The following is a 19,610-nucleotide window of genomic DNA, read 5'->3' as shown; positions in this document are numbered from 1 at the left end:
ATTGGCTTTAAAACAAAAAACCCTTAAATCAGTTGATTTAAGGGTTTTTGACTCGATTGGTATCGCTTTTGTCGGGATGGCAGGATTCGAACCTGCGGCCTCCACATCCCAAATGTGGCGCGATACCGGGCTACGCTACATCCCGTTCCCGATTGGGTTTGCAAAAGTAGGATTTTAAATCAACTTGCAAAATTTTTTTTCAAAGAAGTCGCTTATGAATTCCTAACGCATTCATTTGCACCGATTTGAATTTTAAAAAAAATCCTTTGCTATGTATTTACAGGTAAATTTTCAGTTTTAAAAGGTAGCTATTAGTCAATTCAGCTTACCCGACTTGTTCATTAAAGCAGCCGACACGCCAATACATATAAAAATACCAATCACCAGTCCACCAATTAAACGCCCGGAAAATGCAAAAAGCTCGCTTCCCATGTTAAAATAATTGATGTAAACAATTCCAGCCAAACAAGCAAAAAGCCCCCCTATAAGTAAAATTTTAAAACTTTGGAATAAAGCCTCCAAAAAGCTGATCTCCCCTTCCTTATCATCCTCCCTGTAACTTTTAACACCAAAGTAGACTCCCAAAAAAGGTATCAGTAATGATAAATATTCAATTGGAGTTACATGGTTACCTGTACTGGTGTATCCAAACGACCGCATGATAAACAGCCAGGTTCCACTCAGTATCCCAAGAATTAAACCTGTTACAAATGCATTTTTCATAACAATGGTGGGTATATGTTAATACTCTGTATAAATATGCGAAATTGAAATCATTTGTTTGCACTTATAATTATTTATTATACCATTTGAAATAATTCATATCCATAACTAATAGCAATTGAATGAGTGATTCATAAACAGGATCAGAATTGTAATTCATATATAAACCAAATCCAATACCATAACCAAAAGTTATTCCACATTCTATATTGTGATGAAAATACCGGATTGCAAACACTCACTTTTGGGATATAAAAAACGAAAAGAATGAATACCCAAAATCAGATAGCCAATAATTCGGGCGCGTTGCTTGTGAACATTCATAAAAATACACGCGTTGCCATATTCGTAATATGCATTACACTTTGTTTAACGCCGTTTATCAGTCCGGCGATTGCCCTGTTGATGGGTTTGGCGATAGCCCAATTTACAGGCCATCCTTATGTACATCTAAATCATAAGGCTACCCATGTACTGCTACAGGTATCTGTGGTTGGCTTAGGCTTCGGGATGAATGTGCACAGTGCCTTACAGGCTGGCAAACAAGGTGTGCTATTTACCATCGTATCTATCATAAGTACCCTCACATTTGGCTGGCTGATAGGTAAATGGTTCAATATTGAAAAGAAAACTTCCTTCCTCATATCGGCAGGTACAGCCATTTGCGGTGGGAGCGCCATTGCGGCCATCTCCCCTGTAATAAAAGCCGAAGAAAAACAAATCTCGGTAGCATTAGGATGTGTGTTTATACTCAACTCTGTGGCACTTTTTAGTTTTACGGTAATTGGCCATTACTTCAATTTATCACAAACACAATTTGGCTTATGGTGCGCCATCGCCATTCATGACACCAGCTCTGTTGTTGGCGCGGCAGGCAAATACGGTGCCCACGCCCTGGAGGTGGCCACTACAGTTAAGCTTGCCCGCGCATTATGGATTATTCCTGTAGCCTTCATGTCCTCCTTTCTGTTTAAAAATAAAACCAAAAAAATAGGCGTACCTTACTTTATTGGTTTATTTATACTGGCGATGATTGCCAATACCTATATTCCATTTGTACAGGCCATCAGCCCCTTTTTTATATTAATTGCCAAAGCCGGGTTAACCCTCACCTTGTTTCTGATCGGTGCCGGACTATCCAGAACTGTTTTATTATCTGTAGGATTAAAACCCTTTTTGCAGGGAGTATTACTTTGGATAGGCATATCAGCAGGTGCTTTATATGCCATACTACATTTGGCTTAGTAATAGATTAAATCGCTTTCGATAGCTCTCCTACCACTGCAAAGCAACAGCGATATTTTATTTCATACTAAGCTAAATATTTTCAAAAAAGAGACAAATACATAGGATTAAGCTCATAGGTTGCGCTTTTTTGCTTATTTTAGCCTTTACATGATACCTGTTGTTTCAAAATTACCGCAAACCGGCACAACCATATTCACCGTTATGTCTGCCCTGGCCAATGAGGTTGGTGCCATAAATCTGTCGCAAGGATTTCCTGATTATGATTGCTCACCTGCGCTGATTGAGCTGGTTAACCAGGCCATGAAAAACGGCCACAATCAGTATGCTCCAATGGCCGGTGTAATGAGCCTGCGCGAAAAAATAGCCGAAAAAACAGAAAAACTTTATGGCGCTGTTTACAATCCAGAAACCGAGATAACCATAACTGCCGGCGGAACCCAGGCTATTTTTACAGCTATAAGTGCGGTAATACATCCAAATGATGAGGTTATTATATTTGAACCCGCATTTGATTGCTACGCCCCTGCTATTAAACTGATGGGCGGAGTTGTAAAATCACTGGCGCTTGAGCCGCCCAATTACCGCATTGCCTGGGATATGGTAAAAAGGCTTATCAACCAAAAAACAAAAATGATCATCCTTAATTCGCCGCAAAACCCAACGGCAACCATTTTACACAAGGAGGACATTGATGAGCTAAGCGCTTTAGTTAAAAATCAGGATATTTTAATATTAAGCGATGAGGTATACGAACACCTGATATATGACGGGCAAACTCATCACAGTATGGCGCGCTATCCCGAATTGCAGCAGCGCAGTTTTATAGTAGCATCATTTGGCAAGCCGTTTCATGCTACCGGGTGGAAAGTAGGCTACTGCATGGCCCCTGCTTTCCTGATGCAGGAGTTTAGAAAAATTCACCAGTTTTTGGTATTTGCCGTAAATACGCCTATACAATATGCTATTGCCGAGCATTTAAAAAATGAAGAGACTTATTTAGGTCTGCCTGAGTTTTTTCAACAAAAAAGAGACTATTTCCGCAATGGGTTGAAACAAACCCGTTTTGAGCTTTTACCATGCTACGGATCATACTTTCAATCAGTACGTTACAGCAACATTACCGATGAAAAAGATGCCGATTTTGTATTGCGTTTAACTAAAGAATTTGGGGTTGCATCCATACCTGTTTCAGCCTTTTATACTAAAGGTATCGACCATCATGTTTTAAGGTTTTGTTTCGCTAAAAGGCAAGAAACTTTGGATAAAGCCGTTGATAGGTTAATGAAAGTTTAATTTTAGAATAGTTGAACCTTTAACGATAGTTTGTTGTTTCAGCTAATAACTTTAAACAAATTTAATATCATGGACATTATATAGTCCACAAATTTATAACATCCATGGACCATTGATTATGGTCTGTCGACTTAAAAACGCTTATGGATAATCTTAAAATAACTGTTTTTCAAGGGTACCTTTTTTGGGAAAATACAGACAAAAATTTACAGAATATTTCTCTGCGATTATCTGGCGGTATTCGCGAAAAAACGGACCTTATCATCCTGCCCGAAATGTTCAGCACTGGTTTTACCATGGATGCCGAACGACTTGCCGAACCCATGGATGGCAAAACTACAAAATGGATGCACAAGATTGCACAGCAATATGATTGCGCAGTAACCGGCAGTATCATTATCAAAGAAAAAGATAAATACTACAACCGCCTCATTTGGATGCGCCCCGACGGCACTTACGATTATTATGACAAACGCCATCTTTTTGCTTTAGGCAAAGAGCATAACACCTATACTCCCGGAACAAAAAAGCTTTTTGTTGAACTGAATGGCTGGAAAATTTGCCCAGTTATTTGCTATGATTTGCGTTTTCCTGTATGGCTGCGCAACGTTGGCGATAACCCTTACGACCTGCTCATTGTAGTAGCCAACTGGCCCGAGCGCCGCGCTATGCACTGGCGCACCCTATTACCGGCCCGCGCTGTTGAGAACCAGACTTACGTTATTGGTGTAAACCGGGTTGGTCATGATGGCAATGAGGTTTATCACTCCGGCGATTCTACCTGTATTGACCCTAACGGTAATGTAGTTTATTACAAACGCGATGAAGATGATGTATACACCTTCTCTATTATTGCTGATGAAGTGAAGAAAGCCCGCCGCGCCCTGCCTTTTTTAAAGGATGCAGATGAATTTAAGATAAAGCTTTAGAGAAGATTAATCAGGCAGCACTTAATCGCTTGCTTACTTTGATTTTTGTACCGGCAAATAATTTTAAACATTGAATTTTTAATTTCAAGTGTTTTTTATTTACTGCTTATTCTTAAAGTCACTTGCATTAAGGTCTTTTATTCAAAAATTTGATGCCATTTTACCGGTTTATTGAATTATATATATCTTTAAGCCGCTATGCTACCAATGAATCTTAAAACAACAAAACAGGCGTATTTAATACTGTTTATTACAATTTCAATTATACAAACCGGTTGCAACGGAGGAGCAAACAGCGGTAAAAAACAACTAATTGATTTTAAGCCCTATAATGGCATCAATTATTCAGAAGTATCCCGCCGGCAAAAAAACGGACTTTCTTTTAACGAATACGGTTACCAGCTGGAGCCTCAATGGAAAATGAAGTTCGTATCTGATGATTCGGTGAGCATATACAGCCCAACAAAACAAGCATTCATCAATTTCCCGTTAACCCGTGGTTATGATTCCATCTTTAATGCGGCACGATCATGGTTAAAGGTTCAAAAAATAAGTAAAGACAGCCTTGTTCTCGAGATCATCAAACAAAAAGGAGATTCGCTGGATATTAAAGGCACCAAAGTATACATGCGTTTTTTTGCGGATAACTATGTAAAAAACGTATTGCACACGGATACATCCATATTAAGGCGCCCGAGCCGTAAGGATACCTTATATATCCAATCTTTGGCTGCAAAAGCAAACAAGGATTACAAGAAGGCTTTTTCGGCCAGGCAACCGGTTGAACTTATAAGCAAAAGTTCACAGATAAAAGTTACCCGCCGCACAACCAAACCCGAAATCGAAAATAACTTCGATCCATCCGATGATTACCTTGCCCCTACTTATGATATCGTTATCAACAAGGCATATAAGGATTTTTATTATTCCTTCACAATGTATGTTGATGATAAGGGCGGTATGTATTACGGCAACGCACTCGTTGATCTTGCCTCAAGCGGCCCTGAGTTTGAGCGCGCTTACAACCGAATTGCGAGTGGCATTATGAACAGCTATTTTAAATTTTATTTAAACATCAAGCCAGGATCAACCCTTGGTATTGTACATTCCAGTATGGTATCTGTGCATGTAGAGGGCAAAACCGTGGCTGCTAAATAACAATAGCTCCTATTATTTTAACTTCATTTATAATGCCAAAAAGTAACAATTATGTTATTTTAAACTGCATGTATACAATTGCGCTTACCTTTCGCAGCACAAAGTCTGTGGTGGTAAATTTTGCGTACCCATTGCATACAATTTAAACTATAAACCCGTTCAAAATACCGCCGGGTTGTAAAAAAATGTTAAATCCTGTTTGCCTCCGGTATGCAACAACCCTAAATGTTTATATTAGCCCCTGTTAGCTGCTTTATATTATATTAATGATATCAAGAAAATTTTTACTCGTAGTATCCCTCTTATTATCTTTTAGCTTAGCCGCACTGGCCCAGCAGGATAGCATCCCCATTAACACCATTATAGAAAAAACCGCCAAATACTCGGCCGCGTTCCCTATAGAAAAGGTTTACCTGCATTTGGATAAACCTTACTATGCCGCCGGCGATACAATTTGGCTTAAGGCCTATGTTACCGTTGAAAAGCATCAACCATCGGCGCTTAGTGGCATTGTGTATGTGGATCTGCTTAATAGCCAGGATTCGGTACTTACAAGCCTCAGGCTACAGTTAAAAAACGGTTTTGCCAACGGAAACATAACGCTTGATGGTGCAACATTTAAGCAAGGCGCTTACCGCATAAGATCATATACTAACTGGATGCGCAATTTTGATCCGGATTATTTTTATGACCGCACTATAAACGTGGGGAACGCCATTGATAACAAGGTAAACACTTCAATATCCTATAAAAGTTCGGGCAAAAGAGGTGGTCTTATAAAACTTAATGCCAATATTGTTTATAAAGATCCGGCGAGCGTGCCCTATGCCGATAAAAAAATCACCTGGCAATTGATGCGCAATGGCGACCCGATAAGCAAAGGCCGCGGCACAACAGATGCAAATGGGAATCTGCTGGTTGAACTGCCGGAAAATAATTCGGAAACTATTACATCCGCATCATTGGTTACGGCTATTGATATGGGCGACCGCCAATTTGTTACCAATACTTTCCCCTTAAATGGTTCCATTACCAACTTTGATGTACAGTTTTTTCCCGAAAGCGGGCAGTTAACCAACGGAGTACGTACCAAAATAGCATTTAAGGCTATTAATGCCAAAGGACTGGGTGCAGATATTAAAGGAAACATTACCGATGATAAGGGAACTGAAGTTGCTACATTCACATCGGCACATTTGGGTATGGGCGTATTTGCCTTAACACCCGAAAGCGACAGAGCCTATACAGCAAATGTTACTTTCCCTAACGGATCAACAGCCACTTATAAACTGCCCAGGGTTCAAAGCATGGGTATTGGCTTGGCAGTTTTCAATAATGAGCCTGATAATTTAACCGTTAAAATATCAGCTAATGATGTTTTTTTACAGCGTAAACAAAACAAAAGCTTTTACCTTGTAGCGCAAAGTGGCGGGGTTGTTTATTATGCCGCTTCAACGGTGTTGCAAAACCTTACCTACTCTGCCAATATCCCAAAAAGCAAGTTCCCTACAGGTATTTTACAGGTTACGTTGTTTTCATCCGGAGGCTATGCACTTTGTGAGCGTACTGTTTTTATTCAGCATAATGATCAGTTAAGCCTCAATTTAAAAACAGATAAACCCTCTTATACAGTAAGGCAAAATGTAAAAATGTCGGTTACAGCGCTTAATAAAACAGCTCCTGTTGTTGGCAGTTTTTCAGTTGCCGTTTTGGACGATGCCACCATACCTTCAGATGAAAATAATGAGCAAACTATTTTAAGCAACATTTTGCTAACATCAGATTTGAAAGGTTATATAGAAAAACCAAACTACTACTTTAACAAACCCGACCAGGAAAAACTGGATAACCTCGATATCCTGATGCTTACCCAGGGCTATAGCCGTTTTAATTACGAGGATATTCTGGCCGACAAAAACCCGCCTATTTATGTCGCTCCCGAACAAAGCATTGAAGTAACGGGCATTTTACGCACCAATACAGGTTTACCGGTAAGCAAAGGTAGTATCAGGCTGATAGTACCTGATAACAACTTCTCGGCCGAAACACTTACGGATATGACAGGGAATTTCAAATTCTCGGATGTAGTTGTGAGAGATACTTCTAAGATTACCCTGAGCGCACGTAATAATGTGAATAGCAGAAACATGGTGATCAATGTAAATGGTGAAATTTATCAGAAGATTAGTAAAAACAACAATATAGCAGATGAGATAGTAAATATTGATAGTGTTATACGCCCCTACCTGGAAAATAGCCGTAAACAATTTCAAAGCTCAAGGGTGCTTAAAGAAGTAGTGATAAAGGCTAAAACAATAGTAAAAAAAGTAAGTCACTCAGATTACGGAACTTTCTCTGGCCTTAGCGCACAGGCTGATCATGAAATAAATCCCGATCAGCTTAAGGGATGCCCTATTTTAATAAATTGTTTAAGTACCATGGCGCTTGGTTTAACCTATGTTGATAATAACTTTTATGTTACCCGTAGCTATAATCAGGGTAATAAGCAGCCTGTACAGATTTACCTTAACAGTGCACAAATTGATGTTACCAACCTGGCATCAATGAGTGGCGATGAAGTTGAATCTGTTGAGATATTTGTTACCGATGGCTTAAGTGGCATCAATCGCGTAAACGGTACAAAAGGTGTAATGATCATCCACAAAAAGGTGATAAAAAAAGAAAAAATTTCGCTGTCGCAATTGATGGCGCTTATACCAAAACAAAACGTAATTACCTTCTCTGTTCAGGGATATTCCAAGGCAAAAGACTTTTATGTACCTAAATATGAAGTAGGCAAAAGCAGTGTAATAGGGCTCGATCTGCGTAACACAATTTATTGGAACCCTAAAATCACCACCGATAAAAACGGCGTGGCAACTTTTAGCTTTTTCAACAGCGATGCGCGAGGCTCCTACCGTGCAATAATTGAAGGCATTGATGGTGATGGTAATTTAGGCCGGCAAGTATTGCATTTTAATGTGAAATAAGATTTTTGGATTTTTGGACATTCGGATTTTCGGACGTTCAGACAAAGGACTAAAAGACGTTCGGACAAAAGACATTCGGATATTCAGAACAAGGACAAAGGAGTAGATCTTTTGTCCTTTGTCTTTTAATCCTTTGTCCGAATATCCGAACGTCTTTTGTCTTTTAGTCCTTTGTCTGAACGTCCGAATGTCTTTTGTCCGAACGTCTGTCCTCCGAAACTCCTTTGTCTTTTACCATAAAAAAACTTAATTTTATTGAACACATAAACTTATCATTATGAATCCTTCTCTCATTAATTGGCTGGCGGTTATAGTGGCTGCCTTATCTGCATTTTTAGTTGGTGGTATCTGGTATTCCCCTGCCCTGTTTGCCAATGCCTGGATGACCGATAGTAAACTTAATGCCGACGAATTAAAAGCAGGCAGCAAATTACGATCGTTCGGGATGACAGCAGTATTCTCATTAATAATGGCTGCTAACCTCGCGGCTTTCTTAGCCGATGCCAAAACAGACCTGGCCTGGGGTACAACGGCAGGATTCCTGGCCGGTATCTGGACTTTTAGTGCTATCGCTATCCACAGTTTATTTGAACTAAAAAGCTGGAGGTTGATACTTATCAACGGCGGCTACAGCCTGGTATCGTTAACGTTGATGGGAGCTATTTTGGGAGCCTGGAGATAATTGGCTATAGTGGAGTCAAATCCATACTTAATCAAATAACAGTGGTGTAGTTAACAATACAGATTAATTACACCAATGTTATAGTTTATAACTGCATTATACCCTGTGATAATCGCCTCTCCACTTTTGGATAGCTTTCTTAATATCGTTTGGGCTAAGGTTTTCGCTTAATGTTTTTTCGATAAGCTGTACCACTTCTTCATCGGGTGCAAAACGCAGGGCTGCTATTTGCCCAATGGTAAGCTGGCGGCTTAAGGGCTGGCGGGTTAATATAAAATATCTCAGGCCTTCTTCGGCGCGTATGGCCCTATCCTGTGCTTTCATCGGGAAAACACGCATAAACCAGAACATAAAAAAGAAACAAACAAAAACAAGCAATATCAGCAGTGAGGACATAAGCCCCTCGGTTTGCCATTGCTTTACCACATTTACTATAGCCAAAGCAAATCCTGCTAAAAGGAAAAAGCTTAATACATAATGATAGCCTATTACATTACGCTTGTGATTGACAAAATTTTGATCGGTCATTGGTTTTATTTTTTATGGAAAGATAGCGCTTTTGTGGCAGTAGTTAGCACCAGCTATCGATTACCGATACAGACGCAATCCTGATACCTGATGCTAATTACTTGCTGCTTATAATGACATTTACGTTATATTTCTCATAAACAATGCAGCCATATTTGAGTTGAAATAATAATAAACAAAATCAACATTATGGCTACTACAACAAGTTCATTTGAAAAAACTTTTAGTTTAGGCGGCGATTTCACTATAAACCGTTTGGGCTACGGCGCCATGCGCATTACCGGTCAAGGTATCTGGGGACCTCCGGCAGATAAATTTGAATGCATCCGTGTGTTAAAACGTGCGGTTGAACTGGGTGTAAACTTCATTGATACAGCCGATAGCTACGGTCCCAATGTATCTGAAGAGTTAATTGCCGAAGCACTTGCACCCTACCCTGCCGACCTGGTGATAGGCACCAAAGGAGGCCTGCTGCGTACAGGTCCCAATGAATGGCCTGTAGATTCATCGCCAGAGCATTTAATGCAGGCATTAGAAGGCAGCCTGAAACGGCTAAAATTGCAACGGATAGATCTTTATCAACTTCACCGCATCGACCCAAAAGTACCGGCCGAAAAATCCTTTGAATTTTTACAAAAAGCACAGCAACAGGGTAAGATCAAACATATTGGCCTATCCGAAGTGAGTGTTGCTGAAATAAAAAAAGCACAGGAATTTTTCGAAGTGGTATCAGTACAAAACATGTACAGCGTTGATAATCGTAAATGGGAGGCAGAACTGGAATATACCCGCGATCATAACATCGCCTTTATTCCATGGTTCCCGCTGGGTGGCGGTAACGTACAAGGCGAAGAAGTGTTGCAACGTGTAGCAAATAAGCATAACGCTACCATCCACCAGGTTGCATTAAGCTGGTTATTGCACCATTCGCCCAATATTTTATTGATTCCTGGTACATCAAGTGTTGGGCATCTGGAAGAAAACATGAAAACTATTGATATTCAATTATCAGAAGATGATATAGATGTATTGAACACATTGGGCGAAGTATAAAAAAACTTCTCTTTAAGCCTAAAAAAACAAAAGGATGTCATTATGTTTATGGCATCCTTTTGTTTTAGTTGAAAGCGATATAACGAACATGAAAACCAAAGAAGAAATATTAAATAGCTTTTATACAGGGGGTGCCAATGGCATGCCCGAAATATCTGCCGCCGACCTGCTTAGCGCGATGGAAATCTACAAACTGCAATGCCAGGAAGATGCCTTTAACGCTGCCCGCAGGCTAAAAGATGAATCGCCGGCCCAACCCCATTATAAGTTTGCAAACTTTAATGAGTATTTAAAAAGCACCGAGATTAAAGTATCGAAAGTAGAAAAAGATGAGCTCAGCGAACATATTGCCTTAGTAGCTGATAGCGTACTACCAAATTTTTTGCCCGATGATCCCGCTGTAAATGAGTTTTCATTTGATTTCAATATGATGGGTATTGGCTATACCGCTTTTTATATTAAAGATAAAGATGGTTACTGGCAAATGAAAAGATGGAAGCTGGGCAGGTAGGCGGTTTTCAGTTTGCAGTTTACAGTGGGCAGTTTACAGTAGGCAGTTTGCACTGAGCAGTTAGCTTTATAGAGCTATTTTGTCTGAGCGTTATTTGATCATGAATTTTCAAATTGCTTTCCTCCGTTTATTGCGAGCTATAAACTGCCAGCTGCCCACCGTAAACTGCCCACTGAAAACTGCAAACTAAACCGCCGCCACCTTATAAGGCTTCACATCAACCGATTCCCATACTTTTTGGGTAATGTAAGGCTCATTTTGTTTCCAGGCGTCAAGCTCCTCTTCGGTTTCAAATTGCAATATCATAACCGAACCTATCATATTCCCTTCATCATTTAACACAGCTCCGCCCAAAACATAATTTCCACTTGCTTTAAGCGCTTTAGCACCATCAAGGTGATGCGGGCGTACATTCATACGGCGTTGTAAAGCGCCTTCGTCGGTATAATCATATCCGGTAATCAGGTATTGTTTCATGGCTTTTAAATTTGGCATTAATTTATCAGTGTGTTAAGCTGATCCTTGTTGTTTTGATTGCCGTAAAACTATAAAATTAAAAACGCAGACAAAATTTTAAGTCATAATGCTTCTTTTTGGCTCTTTTTTAGCCCTTTTTTGAAATTAATTTAAATTTATAACTGTAAATGTGACAATTTTTACAATATTTGTTTTCCAGTAAACCAACCTGAATAATGAAGAATACTTTACACCAGGAATTCAATAAAATTTTTAACAAAGAAGCAGACAACGCTTACTTTTCGCCCGGACGCGTAAACCTTATTGGCGAACATATTGATTATAATGGTGGCCTGGTAATGCCATGTGCCATCACTTTTGGTACCTACCTGCTAACATCACCTAATGAAGATGGCGTTTTCCGTTTCAGGAGTTTAAATTTCGACGAAAAACAGGATGTCCCTTTGCAAGCCTCATATGAAAAAGTTGGCGAAAACTGGTTTAACTTCCCTATTGGGGTCATCGATTCTTTTATAAAAGAAAATCATGAGCTTAACGGTCTCGATATGCTTTTTTATGGCGATATTCCTATTGGCTCGGGTTTATCATCCTCTGCTTCCATTGAGGTAGTTACCGCTTTTGCACTCAACGATATTTTTAAAAGCGGATACAGTAAGCTTGATTTGGTAAAACTTTCCAAATCGGTAGAAAACAACTTCATCGGTGTAAACTGTGGCATTATGGACCAATTTGCAGTTGCATTTGGCGAAAAGAACAAAGCATTGATGCTTAACTGCGATACGCTGGACTATGAGGCGGTTGACAGTAACCTTGGCGATTATGTTTTAGCCATTATCAATACCAACAAACCCCGCAAACTGGCCGAATCAAAATACAATGAACGTGTGGAGGAGTGTCAAACAGCTTTAACTGCTCTTCAGCAAGAACTAAACATCAATCACCTGTGCGATATTGATGCCGAAACACTTCAAAAATACCAACACCTGATAACTGACGCATTTGTACTTAAGCGTGCCAAACACGTTATTGAAGAAAACGACCGTGTAAAACTTGCTGCCAAGGCATTAGCTAATAATGATTTAGCGAAGTTTGGCAAACTCATGTATGCATCTCATGATTCCCTGCGGGATTTGTACGAAGTAAGCGGTATTGAGCTTGATACAGTGGCAGAATACAGTAAAACAAACCCTGATGTTGCCGGTGCCCGCATGACAGGTGCAGGTTTTGGCGGTTGTGCAATAGCCCTTGTTAAAGGCGATGCCTTTGAAGATTACAGCAAAGGTGTAATAGATTACTACACCAGTAAAATAGGCTATGCACCATCTGTATATAGCTCTTTAATTGGCAACGGCGTAGGTTTACTAAACGAGGTGGCTATTTAAGCTATTTATCAATACTTTTGCGCCTCGAAGTTTATTAGTTTATTGATAAAGCTAATGAACCAGTAAACTAATAAACTATGGAGATTCGCAAATTAAAGTTAGATGAGCTGAACCGGGCTTCTGTTGAGGAATTTAAGGAACAGGATAAGCTACCGGTTACGGTTGTATTAGATAATGTGCGCAGCATGCACAATATAGGCTCTATCTTTCGTACCTCTGATGGTTTTGCGGTTGAGCAGGTTTGCCTTTGTGGTATCACTGCTCAACCTCCTCATCGTGAAATTGAGAAAACAGCGCTTGGTGCCACCCAATCTGTAAACTGGACCTATTTCGAAACGCCATTACAAGCCGTTGAGCAATTACGGCTTGACGGATACCAGATCATTGCTGTTGAGCAAGCTAAAAACAGTATCATGCTCAATGAATTTAATCCCGATGCTACTAAAAAATATGCACTTGTATTTGGCAACGAAGTAAACGGCGTAAGCGATGAAGTGATGCAAAATATTGATGCCTGTATCGAGATTCCTCAATTTGGTACTAAACACTCATTCAATATTGTGGTTTCGGCAGGCATTGTACTTTGGGATTTCTTTGCGAAGCTGGCTATAAAATAGTCGGGGGTGATTTACTTGCAATGTGTACCCACTTCTCATCTGCCGGGAAGTTAATTTATTTTGTAAATTAGCTATTCCAATTGTAATGACCACTAACCCAATGAACGCCCTCGCAAAAAAATTGCAAATAAAACCTGATTCCCGGTGGCTGCTTCAAAATGCACCTGCAAATTACCCGGATAGTTTATCACCTTTACCAGACGGTGCCGAGGTTGTTTTTAATACTGCCGGCGAATTTAACGGGATACAATTATTTGTTAACAGCAGTGCCGAACTGGCATCAGAACTGAAAGTGGTGTTTCCGTTATTAAATAATAATACCATTTTCTGGATCATCTATCCCAAAAAAAGCTCTGGCATAAAAACAGACCTCGAGATGATGGGCAGTTGGGATGAACCAACTAAATATGGATGGGGTCCGGTTGCTGCTGCAGCAATTGATGAAACATGGACCGCTTTGCGTTTCAGGCCCGAGGGACAGTCGAAAATTTCTGAGGGGCGAAATGAAAGTATCCGGAATAATGAATACGCTGAGTTTATTGATGTCGATAAAAAAACAGTAACCCTCCCCGCTAATGTTAAGAGTGCACTTGAGCAACAGCCTGCCGCCCTGGCCTGGTTTCAACAACTCTCCTATAGCAATAAAAAAGAATATGTACTGTGGATATTAACCGCCAAACAGGAAAAAACGCGTGAAGAACGTTTAGCTAAGATGGTGACCATGTTACTGAATAACAAGAAAAACCCTTCGGATAAATAAGTACCATAACTTTATTCTGACGCAAGTAACCCCGGGGCCATTGAAATGACCTGAGGTTATTTTTCATTTCGCTATTGCGTAACCAAAAGGTTTCATATATATTTGTAACCATAAGGTTTCATATAGCCATCATTACCATGCACCGAGACGTTTTTAAAGCCATTGCCGACCCCACCCGAAGGGAAATCATCAACCTGATAGCGCACCAAAGTATGAACCTTAATGCAGTGGCAGATAATTTTAATATGAGCCGCCCCGCTGTATCCAAGCACATCAAGATCCTTACAGAGTGTGGTTTATTGGTTATTAAGCAGCAGGGCCGCGAACGGTTTTGCAAAGCCGATTTAAAACAACTTAAAGAAGTAACCGATTGGGCCGAACAGTATAGCCGGTTCTGGACACAAAAACTTGATGCCCTGGATATATTCCTCACCAAAGAACAAAACACTGATAGTATAAATCCTAAAAATGAAAAATTATGAGCACACAACCTTTTGAAATTGAACGCACTTACAACGCACCTGTGAGCAAAGTTTGGGAAGCCATTACCGACAGGGATAAAATGCAGGAATGGTATTTTAACATTGCCGAATTTAAACCGGAAGTTGGCTTCGAGTTTGAGTTCACAGCAGGTGACGACAATGTTAAATATCGCCACCTGTGCAGGGTAACCCAAGTTGTTGAAGGCAGCAAAATTGCCTATACCTGGCGCTATGATGGTCGCGAAGGCGATTCGGAAGTTACATGGGAGTTGTTCCCCGAAGGTGAAGGCACCCGCCTTAAGCTCACCCATACAGGCCTGGAAACCTTCCCTCAAACAGATGCATTCAAAAAAGAAAATTTTGTTGCCGGCTGGACACATATAACAGGCATATCATTGAAGGATTACCTCGAAAAATAATTTGACAGGATCACAGGAAAGGCTTACGAAGTTTTGAAAACTTCGTAAGTCTGAGATTCTGCAACTTTTCATCCATAGATATTAAGTAATCTCCGGCTTACAACGTAGCTTTGCGATACAACCTGTGCAGCTTGAGTATAAAACATTCTTGAAAAAAACTCCAACTGCTTTTAAGCACCATCTATATGCACTCCAAACTTACTGATCATATTAAAAAATTCATCGAACTTACTGAAGCCGATGAGCAATTGATCAATTCGGCTATGGTAGTGAAAACCGTTAAGAAAAAAGCTTTTCTGCTACAACCGGATCATATTTGTAAGGAGCTTTATTTTGTAAGTAATGGCTGCTTACGCCTGTATTTCATCAACAAAAAACTAAACGAGCAGATAACCCAATTTGCAATCGAAAACTGGTGGCTTACTGACTATGTAAGTTTGGATAGCAGTAGCCCATCATTTTATTATATCCAGGCCGTTGAAAATACTGAGGTTATCAGCATAACAAAAAGCAAACTCGAAGAGCTTTTTATAGCAGTGCCTAAATTGGAACGTTATTTCAGAATAGTACAGCAACGGGCATTTGCCGCAGCCCAAACCCGTATTAAATATATCTACAGTATGAGCGATGAAGAAAGATACTGGCATTTTAATAGTTTGTTCCCGGCTTTTATGCAGCGAATACCTCAATACATGCTGGCATCATATCTTGGTTTTACTCCACAATTTATGAGCAAAATAAGGGCGAAAAAAGGTTAGCGCACTTCTGTTTTATTAATCTTGATTCATTTTTTGACGCCTGTTTTGATACTACTTTTGATGTATCAAAACAACATAAAAATGAAAACAAGAGTGAATATCGGTAAAACCGACCCGGAGGCTTACAAAATATTATTAAACCTTGATCAATATATTGCCAAAAGCACTGTAAGTAAAACTCACCGCGAATTGATCAAAATCCGGGCATCTCAAATAAATGGCTGTGCTTTTTGTATAGATATGCATACCAAAGACGCCCGTAAAGCCGGTGAAACCGAACAACGTATTTATGCGCTTAATGCCTGGAGGGAAACACCATTTTTTACCGAAGAAGAGAGAGCAATACTGGCCTTAACAGAAGAGGTTACATTGATACAAAACCATGTTGCTGACGCTACCTATGAAGCCGTAGCCAAAGTTTTACCTGAAGCCTATATTGCACAAGTGATACTGGCCATCATAGCAATTAACGCATGGAACAGGCTTGCTATTTCCACAGGGATGCAACCGGCGTTGTAAATAAATTATCGTCAGTTTTTTTGCAAAAAAACTTTGTCATCCTGAACGTAGTGAAAGATCTATTATTCACCATGCTTCTTCGCCCTGTAAAGTCTGCGAATAAATCCTTCACTACGTTCAGGATGACAAACCTTTTAAAACATCATTTCTGCGGCAGAGTGTTGAATCCCTCCGCAATATCTTTTTTTTGTTTTTTTTCTACTCGCTTTTTTAAGCCCTCTCCTTTGGAGAGGGCTGGGCGAGGTTTCTGCTTACGCCAAATTTCTACCGGCGTTCACAATACCATAAACCGTACGAATTACCAGCTTATCATAAATATCCACCAACTCACTATCTTTACTGTTGTTTAGGCATTGCAGGGCATAATGCTGAATAATAACCAATGGGAGTACTATCTTTTCGCGAATGGCGATAGAACGGCGCTCAACAGGGTATTCTTCCATTAAAACAGTAGAGCCTGTTAGTTCTAACAGCATTTCACGGGTTAGTTCAAACTCATCTTTCAGCATTTTCCAAAAATCCCCAAATGTTTCATCTTTTTCAAGATAGGCGGTAACCCTGAAATCTGATTTTGACATAGACATCATGCAATTATCCAGCATGGTTTTAAAGAAACCAGATGTTTGATATAGTTCCTGAATTTCGTGCCAGTTACCTCCATCCTTCATCTTTTTAAGCGCTGTACCTACACCGTAAAAACCAGGAATGCTTTGCTTAAGCTGGCTCCAAGAGGTTACAAAGCTAATGGCACGCAGATCTTCCAGCTTCAATGGCGCGCCGGCGTTACGTTTGGTTGGGCGGCTACTGATATTAATCCTGGACAATAGCTTAAGCGGACTAAATTTCTCCAGGTACTCCACAAACAAAGGATGAGCACGCAAAGCCATAAATAGCTTATAACTTTCATCAGCCATTTCCGATATCAGCGATTTGTGCCTGCTATCCAAAAGATCATTACGATTAGGATGCAAGGCCGATATAACTCCCGCATTAACCAATTGCTCCATGTTAAACCTCGCTGTCTCAATTGATCCGTATTGCGAGCTTACGGTTTGCCCCTGTATGGTGAGCTGAATATGATCATTAGCTATTTCATTACCCATTGAAGCGTAAAAGCGATGTGTTTTACCCCCGCCACGTGCCGGTGGGCCTCCCCTGCCATCAAAAAATGCAAGGCTTACTCCATACTTACGGGCTATGGTTGTTAGCTCAACTTTAGCTTTATAAATGCTCCAGTTAGCCATCAGGTAACCTCCATCCTTGGTGCTGTCAGAAAAACCGAGCATAATAGTTTGCCTGTTTCCGCGCATTTTTAAATGCTGGGCATAATATGGATGAGTATATAGCTGCTCCATGATCTCGCCTGCGCGTGTCAGGTCGTTTACAGTCTCAAACAGCGGCATAAAGTCAACAGTAAGACTATCTTTTTCCCATCCGCTCCATAAAAATAAATCTATAAGTTGTAAAATATCTGATGCCTGCTGACAATTACTGATGATAAAGCGCTGGCAGGCCTTTTCGCCATTGCTATGCTGAATTTGTTTCATCAGTCTTATCGTATCCAGCGTATCATGGGTCATGTCATCAGCATCTGCCGGGCATTTGTAATCAACCTCGTTAAAAGTTAGCTTGCTTAGTTTTTCAGCTTCATCAAATTGATTATAACCTTTAACAACGCCCGTTTCTGCCTGTTCAGTCACAAAATCAAAAACGCTGCGCAATACACGGCTATCTTGTCTTATATCCAAAGTGGCAAAATAACAACCGAATAAACGTACCTTTTGCATCAAATCTTCTACCACATCAACAAACAAGCTATCGTGATCTGTAATGATGGTTTGTTTAATGGATTGAAGCAAGCTCAATAACTCCGCCTGCAAATTTTTAGGATCATTTTGCTCATTGGCATTTTTGTAAATCAGCTTTTCAAGCTTAGCCATAGGTTTTTCAACACCACGGAAAGTAATACGGCGTTTAAGCGTTCTAAAATCGCGGTAATAGCACCTAAACAGGCGCTGCCTTAAATAGCTGGCAACAGCTTTGGTAGTTTCAGTAGTTACATTAGGATTTCCGTCCCTGTCGCCACCTGGCCAAAAGCCCATTTCAAGCAGCTGATTGCTGGCATCAATATCAAACTCGTCTTCGAGTTTTGATTGTATACCCGATACAGCATGGTAAAATATATTTTCTAAAAACCACGATAAGCTGATGGCTTCATCAACAGGCGTAGGTGAGGTTTTGTTAAAAAATGGTGTTTTGCCCAATTGCTGTAACAACACATCAATAGTATTAATATCGTTAACTTTTACAGCCTCTATAAGGTCGGTCATGATACCCAGCACCGTGCCAGGGTAAAACTGGGTGGGATGCGCGGTAAGCACCAGTCTTAACGAAAAGTCTTTTAACTTTTCGCTGATGTTTTTGCGGGTTTCATCACTTATGGCAGCTTGTTGCAGCAGGCTTTGCAAAGTTCCGGTATCATCAAACTTACCTATTTTATTAAAAGAAGAATCTTCAATAGCATCAAACAACACAACCTGGCGCTCAATGTATTGTATAAAACGAAACATCCTGTTTATTTGCTCGCGATGATCAATATCCGGAACGTACTTCTTAAAAAAGGTTTCAATAATATCCGTAGGTGATGCGTTCATTACAGCCCCCTTTTCGCAATGTGAGCTAAAAAAAGGCAACAAAATTCCTGTATCCTTTACCTGGTAAAAAGGAAGCGTTTGGAATAAACTGTTATACAACTCAAAACGGGTTACAACTTCGTGATTAAAAGTTGTTTCTCTTTGACTGAGTTTTAAAGTTAACGACATAGTACAAATAAGTTGAAGGTTAAAATTGATGGGCAATGGGCAGCGCACAATACCGGGGGTGAATTTAAATATCTAAAATTAAATTTCAGCAAAAAGTGAATAATTTATAACAGTTATTCGTTATTAATGCCATATTTATTAAAATACACCCAAAAGATTTAATTTTTGTAAATTTGAAAACCTTTTTTGGCGCAAAAAAAGCGTTAAATGAAATGGAGTAGCTCATTGCTAAAAATTTGCAATGAACCATGTAAACATC

General features: G+C 39.9%; 19 protein-coding genes and 1 tRNA gene. 15 read left to right on the top strand and 5 right to left on the bottom strand.

Features of this window, described 5'->3' with window-relative positions:
* Window positions 1–71: 71 nt before the first annotated feature.
* Window positions 72–145 (bottom strand) — tRNA-Pro (locus AC1DYB_RS02620).
* A gap of 170 nt (window positions 146–315) precedes the next feature.
* The gene (locus tag AC1DYB_RS02615; RefSeq protein WP_477432165.1) at window positions 316–723 is read right to left on the bottom strand and encodes a DUF4199 domain-containing protein; all 408 of its coding nucleotides are present in this window, start codon (window positions 721–723) and stop codon (window positions 316–318) included.
* A 267-nt stretch (window positions 724–990) separates the two neighbouring features.
* On the opposite strand from AC1DYB_RS02615, the gene AC1DYB_RS02610 reads away from it, so the two are divergent.
* The 6 genes from AC1DYB_RS02610 (at window position 991) to AC1DYB_RS02585 (ending at window position 9,023) form a co-directional block, all read left to right on the top strand.
* Window positions 991–1,968: a YeiH family protein gene (locus AC1DYB_RS02610; RefSeq protein WP_477432163.1), complete on the top strand. Its 978-nt coding sequence runs from the start codon at window positions 991–993 to the stop codon at window positions 1,966–1,968.
* 150 nt (window positions 1,969–2,118) lie between these two features.
* Entirely contained in the window at window positions 2,119–3,264 is a 1,146-nt protein-coding gene (locus tag AC1DYB_RS02605) for a methionine aminotransferase (protein WP_477432161.1), read from the top strand.
* A gap of 143 nt (window positions 3,265–3,407) precedes the next feature.
* Entirely contained in the window at window positions 3,408–4,193 is a 786-nt protein-coding gene (locus AC1DYB_RS02600; RefSeq protein ID WP_477395484.1) for an amidohydrolase, read from the top strand.
* 207 nt (window positions 4,194–4,400) lie between these two features.
* Entirely contained in the window at window positions 4,401–5,351 is a 951-nt protein-coding gene (locus AC1DYB_RS02595) for a hypothetical protein (RefSeq protein WP_477432159.1), read from the top strand.
* Between the two features lie 266 nt (window positions 5,352–5,617).
* Complete coding sequence (locus tag AC1DYB_RS02590; protein ID WP_477432157.1) at window positions 5,618–8,341, top strand: carboxypeptidase regulatory-like domain-containing protein; 2,724 nt, start codon at window positions 5,618–5,620, stop codon at window positions 8,339–8,341.
* A gap of 277 nt (window positions 8,342–8,618) precedes the next feature.
* Window positions 8,619–9,023 (top strand): DUF1761 domain-containing protein, encoded by a 405-nt coding sequence (locus AC1DYB_RS02585; protein WP_477432155.1) that lies wholly within the window; start codon window positions 8,619–8,621, stop codon window positions 9,021–9,023.
* A gap of 96 nt (window positions 9,024–9,119) precedes the next feature.
* Here the strand turns inward: AC1DYB_RS02585 and AC1DYB_RS02580 are convergent, their stop codons facing one another.
* Entirely contained in the window at window positions 9,120–9,551 is a 432-nt protein-coding gene (locus AC1DYB_RS02580; protein WP_477395477.1) for a DUF6526 family protein, read from the bottom strand.
* Between the two features lie 189 nt (window positions 9,552–9,740).
* On the opposite strand from AC1DYB_RS02580, the gene AC1DYB_RS02575 reads away from it, so the two are divergent.
* A complete protein-coding gene (locus AC1DYB_RS02575; RefSeq protein WP_477395475.1) occupies window positions 9,741–10,604 on the top strand; it encodes an aldo/keto reductase in 864 nt (287 codons plus the stop codon).
* 88 nt (window positions 10,605–10,692) lie between these two features.
* Window positions 10,693–11,115, top strand: a complete 423-nt coding sequence (locus AC1DYB_RS02570) for a hypothetical protein (RefSeq protein WP_477432153.1) — start codon at window positions 10,693–10,695, stop codon at window positions 11,113–11,115.
* A 186-nt stretch (window positions 11,116–11,301) separates the two neighbouring features.
* Here the strand turns inward: AC1DYB_RS02570 and AC1DYB_RS02565 are convergent, their stop codons facing one another.
* Window positions 11,302–11,610 (bottom strand): YciI family protein, encoded by a 309-nt coding sequence (locus AC1DYB_RS02565; protein WP_477395471.1) that lies wholly within the window; start codon window positions 11,608–11,610, stop codon window positions 11,302–11,304.
* A 197-nt stretch (window positions 11,611–11,807) separates the two neighbouring features.
* Here AC1DYB_RS02565 and AC1DYB_RS02560 point away from each other — a divergent pair, with 197 nt between their 5' ends.
* The 7 genes from AC1DYB_RS02560 (at window position 11,808) to AC1DYB_RS02530 (ending at window position 16,529) form a co-directional block, all read left to right on the top strand.
* A complete protein-coding gene (locus tag AC1DYB_RS02560; protein WP_477432151.1) occupies window positions 11,808–12,974 on the top strand; it encodes a galactokinase in 1,167 nt (388 codons plus the stop codon).
* 83 nt (window positions 12,975–13,057) lie between these two features.
* Window positions 13,058–13,591 (top strand): RNA methyltransferase, encoded by a 534-nt coding sequence (locus AC1DYB_RS02555; RefSeq protein WP_477395491.1) that lies wholly within the window; start codon window positions 13,058–13,060, stop codon window positions 13,589–13,591.
* Window positions 13,592–13,676: 85 nt separating this feature from the next.
* On the top strand, window positions 13,677–14,351 hold the full coding sequence (locus AC1DYB_RS02550; protein ID WP_477432149.1) for a YdeI/OmpD-associated family protein: 675 nt from the start codon (window positions 13,677–13,679) through the stop codon (window positions 14,349–14,351).
* 137 nt (window positions 14,352–14,488) lie between these two features.
* Complete coding sequence (locus AC1DYB_RS02545; RefSeq protein ID WP_477432147.1) at window positions 14,489–14,833, top strand: ArsR/SmtB family transcription factor; 345 nt, start codon at window positions 14,489–14,491, stop codon at window positions 14,831–14,833.
* Entirely contained in the window at window positions 14,830–15,252 is a 423-nt protein-coding gene (locus tag AC1DYB_RS02540) for an SRPBCC family protein (RefSeq protein WP_477432144.1), read from the top strand. Before AC1DYB_RS02545 ends, AC1DYB_RS02540 begins: the two co-directional genes overlap by 4 nt.
* Window positions 15,253–15,437: 185 nt before the next feature.
* A complete protein-coding gene (locus tag AC1DYB_RS02535; protein WP_477432142.1) occupies window positions 15,438–16,010 on the top strand; it encodes a Crp/Fnr family transcriptional regulator in 573 nt (190 codons plus the stop codon).
* Window positions 16,011–16,091: 81 nt separating this feature from the next.
* Window positions 16,092–16,529: a carboxymuconolactone decarboxylase family protein gene (locus tag AC1DYB_RS02530; RefSeq protein ID WP_477395459.1), complete on the top strand. Its 438-nt coding sequence runs from the start codon at window positions 16,092–16,094 to the stop codon at window positions 16,527–16,529.
* A 251-nt stretch (window positions 16,530–16,780) separates the two neighbouring features.
* Here AC1DYB_RS02530 and AC1DYB_RS02525 read toward each other — a convergent pair whose 3' ends face one another.
* Window positions 16,781–19,351: a phosphoenolpyruvate carboxylase gene (locus AC1DYB_RS02525; RefSeq protein WP_477432140.1), complete on the bottom strand. Its 2,571-nt coding sequence runs from the start codon at window positions 19,349–19,351 to the stop codon at window positions 16,781–16,783.
* Between the last annotated feature and the right edge of the window lie 259 nt (window positions 19,352–19,610).

The sequence above is a fragment of the Mucilaginibacter sp. P2_A4 genome (genome assembly GCF_056405015.1).
Note: the sequence above shows the minus strand (reverse complement) of the source record. Positions and strands in the feature narration are given on the sequence as shown.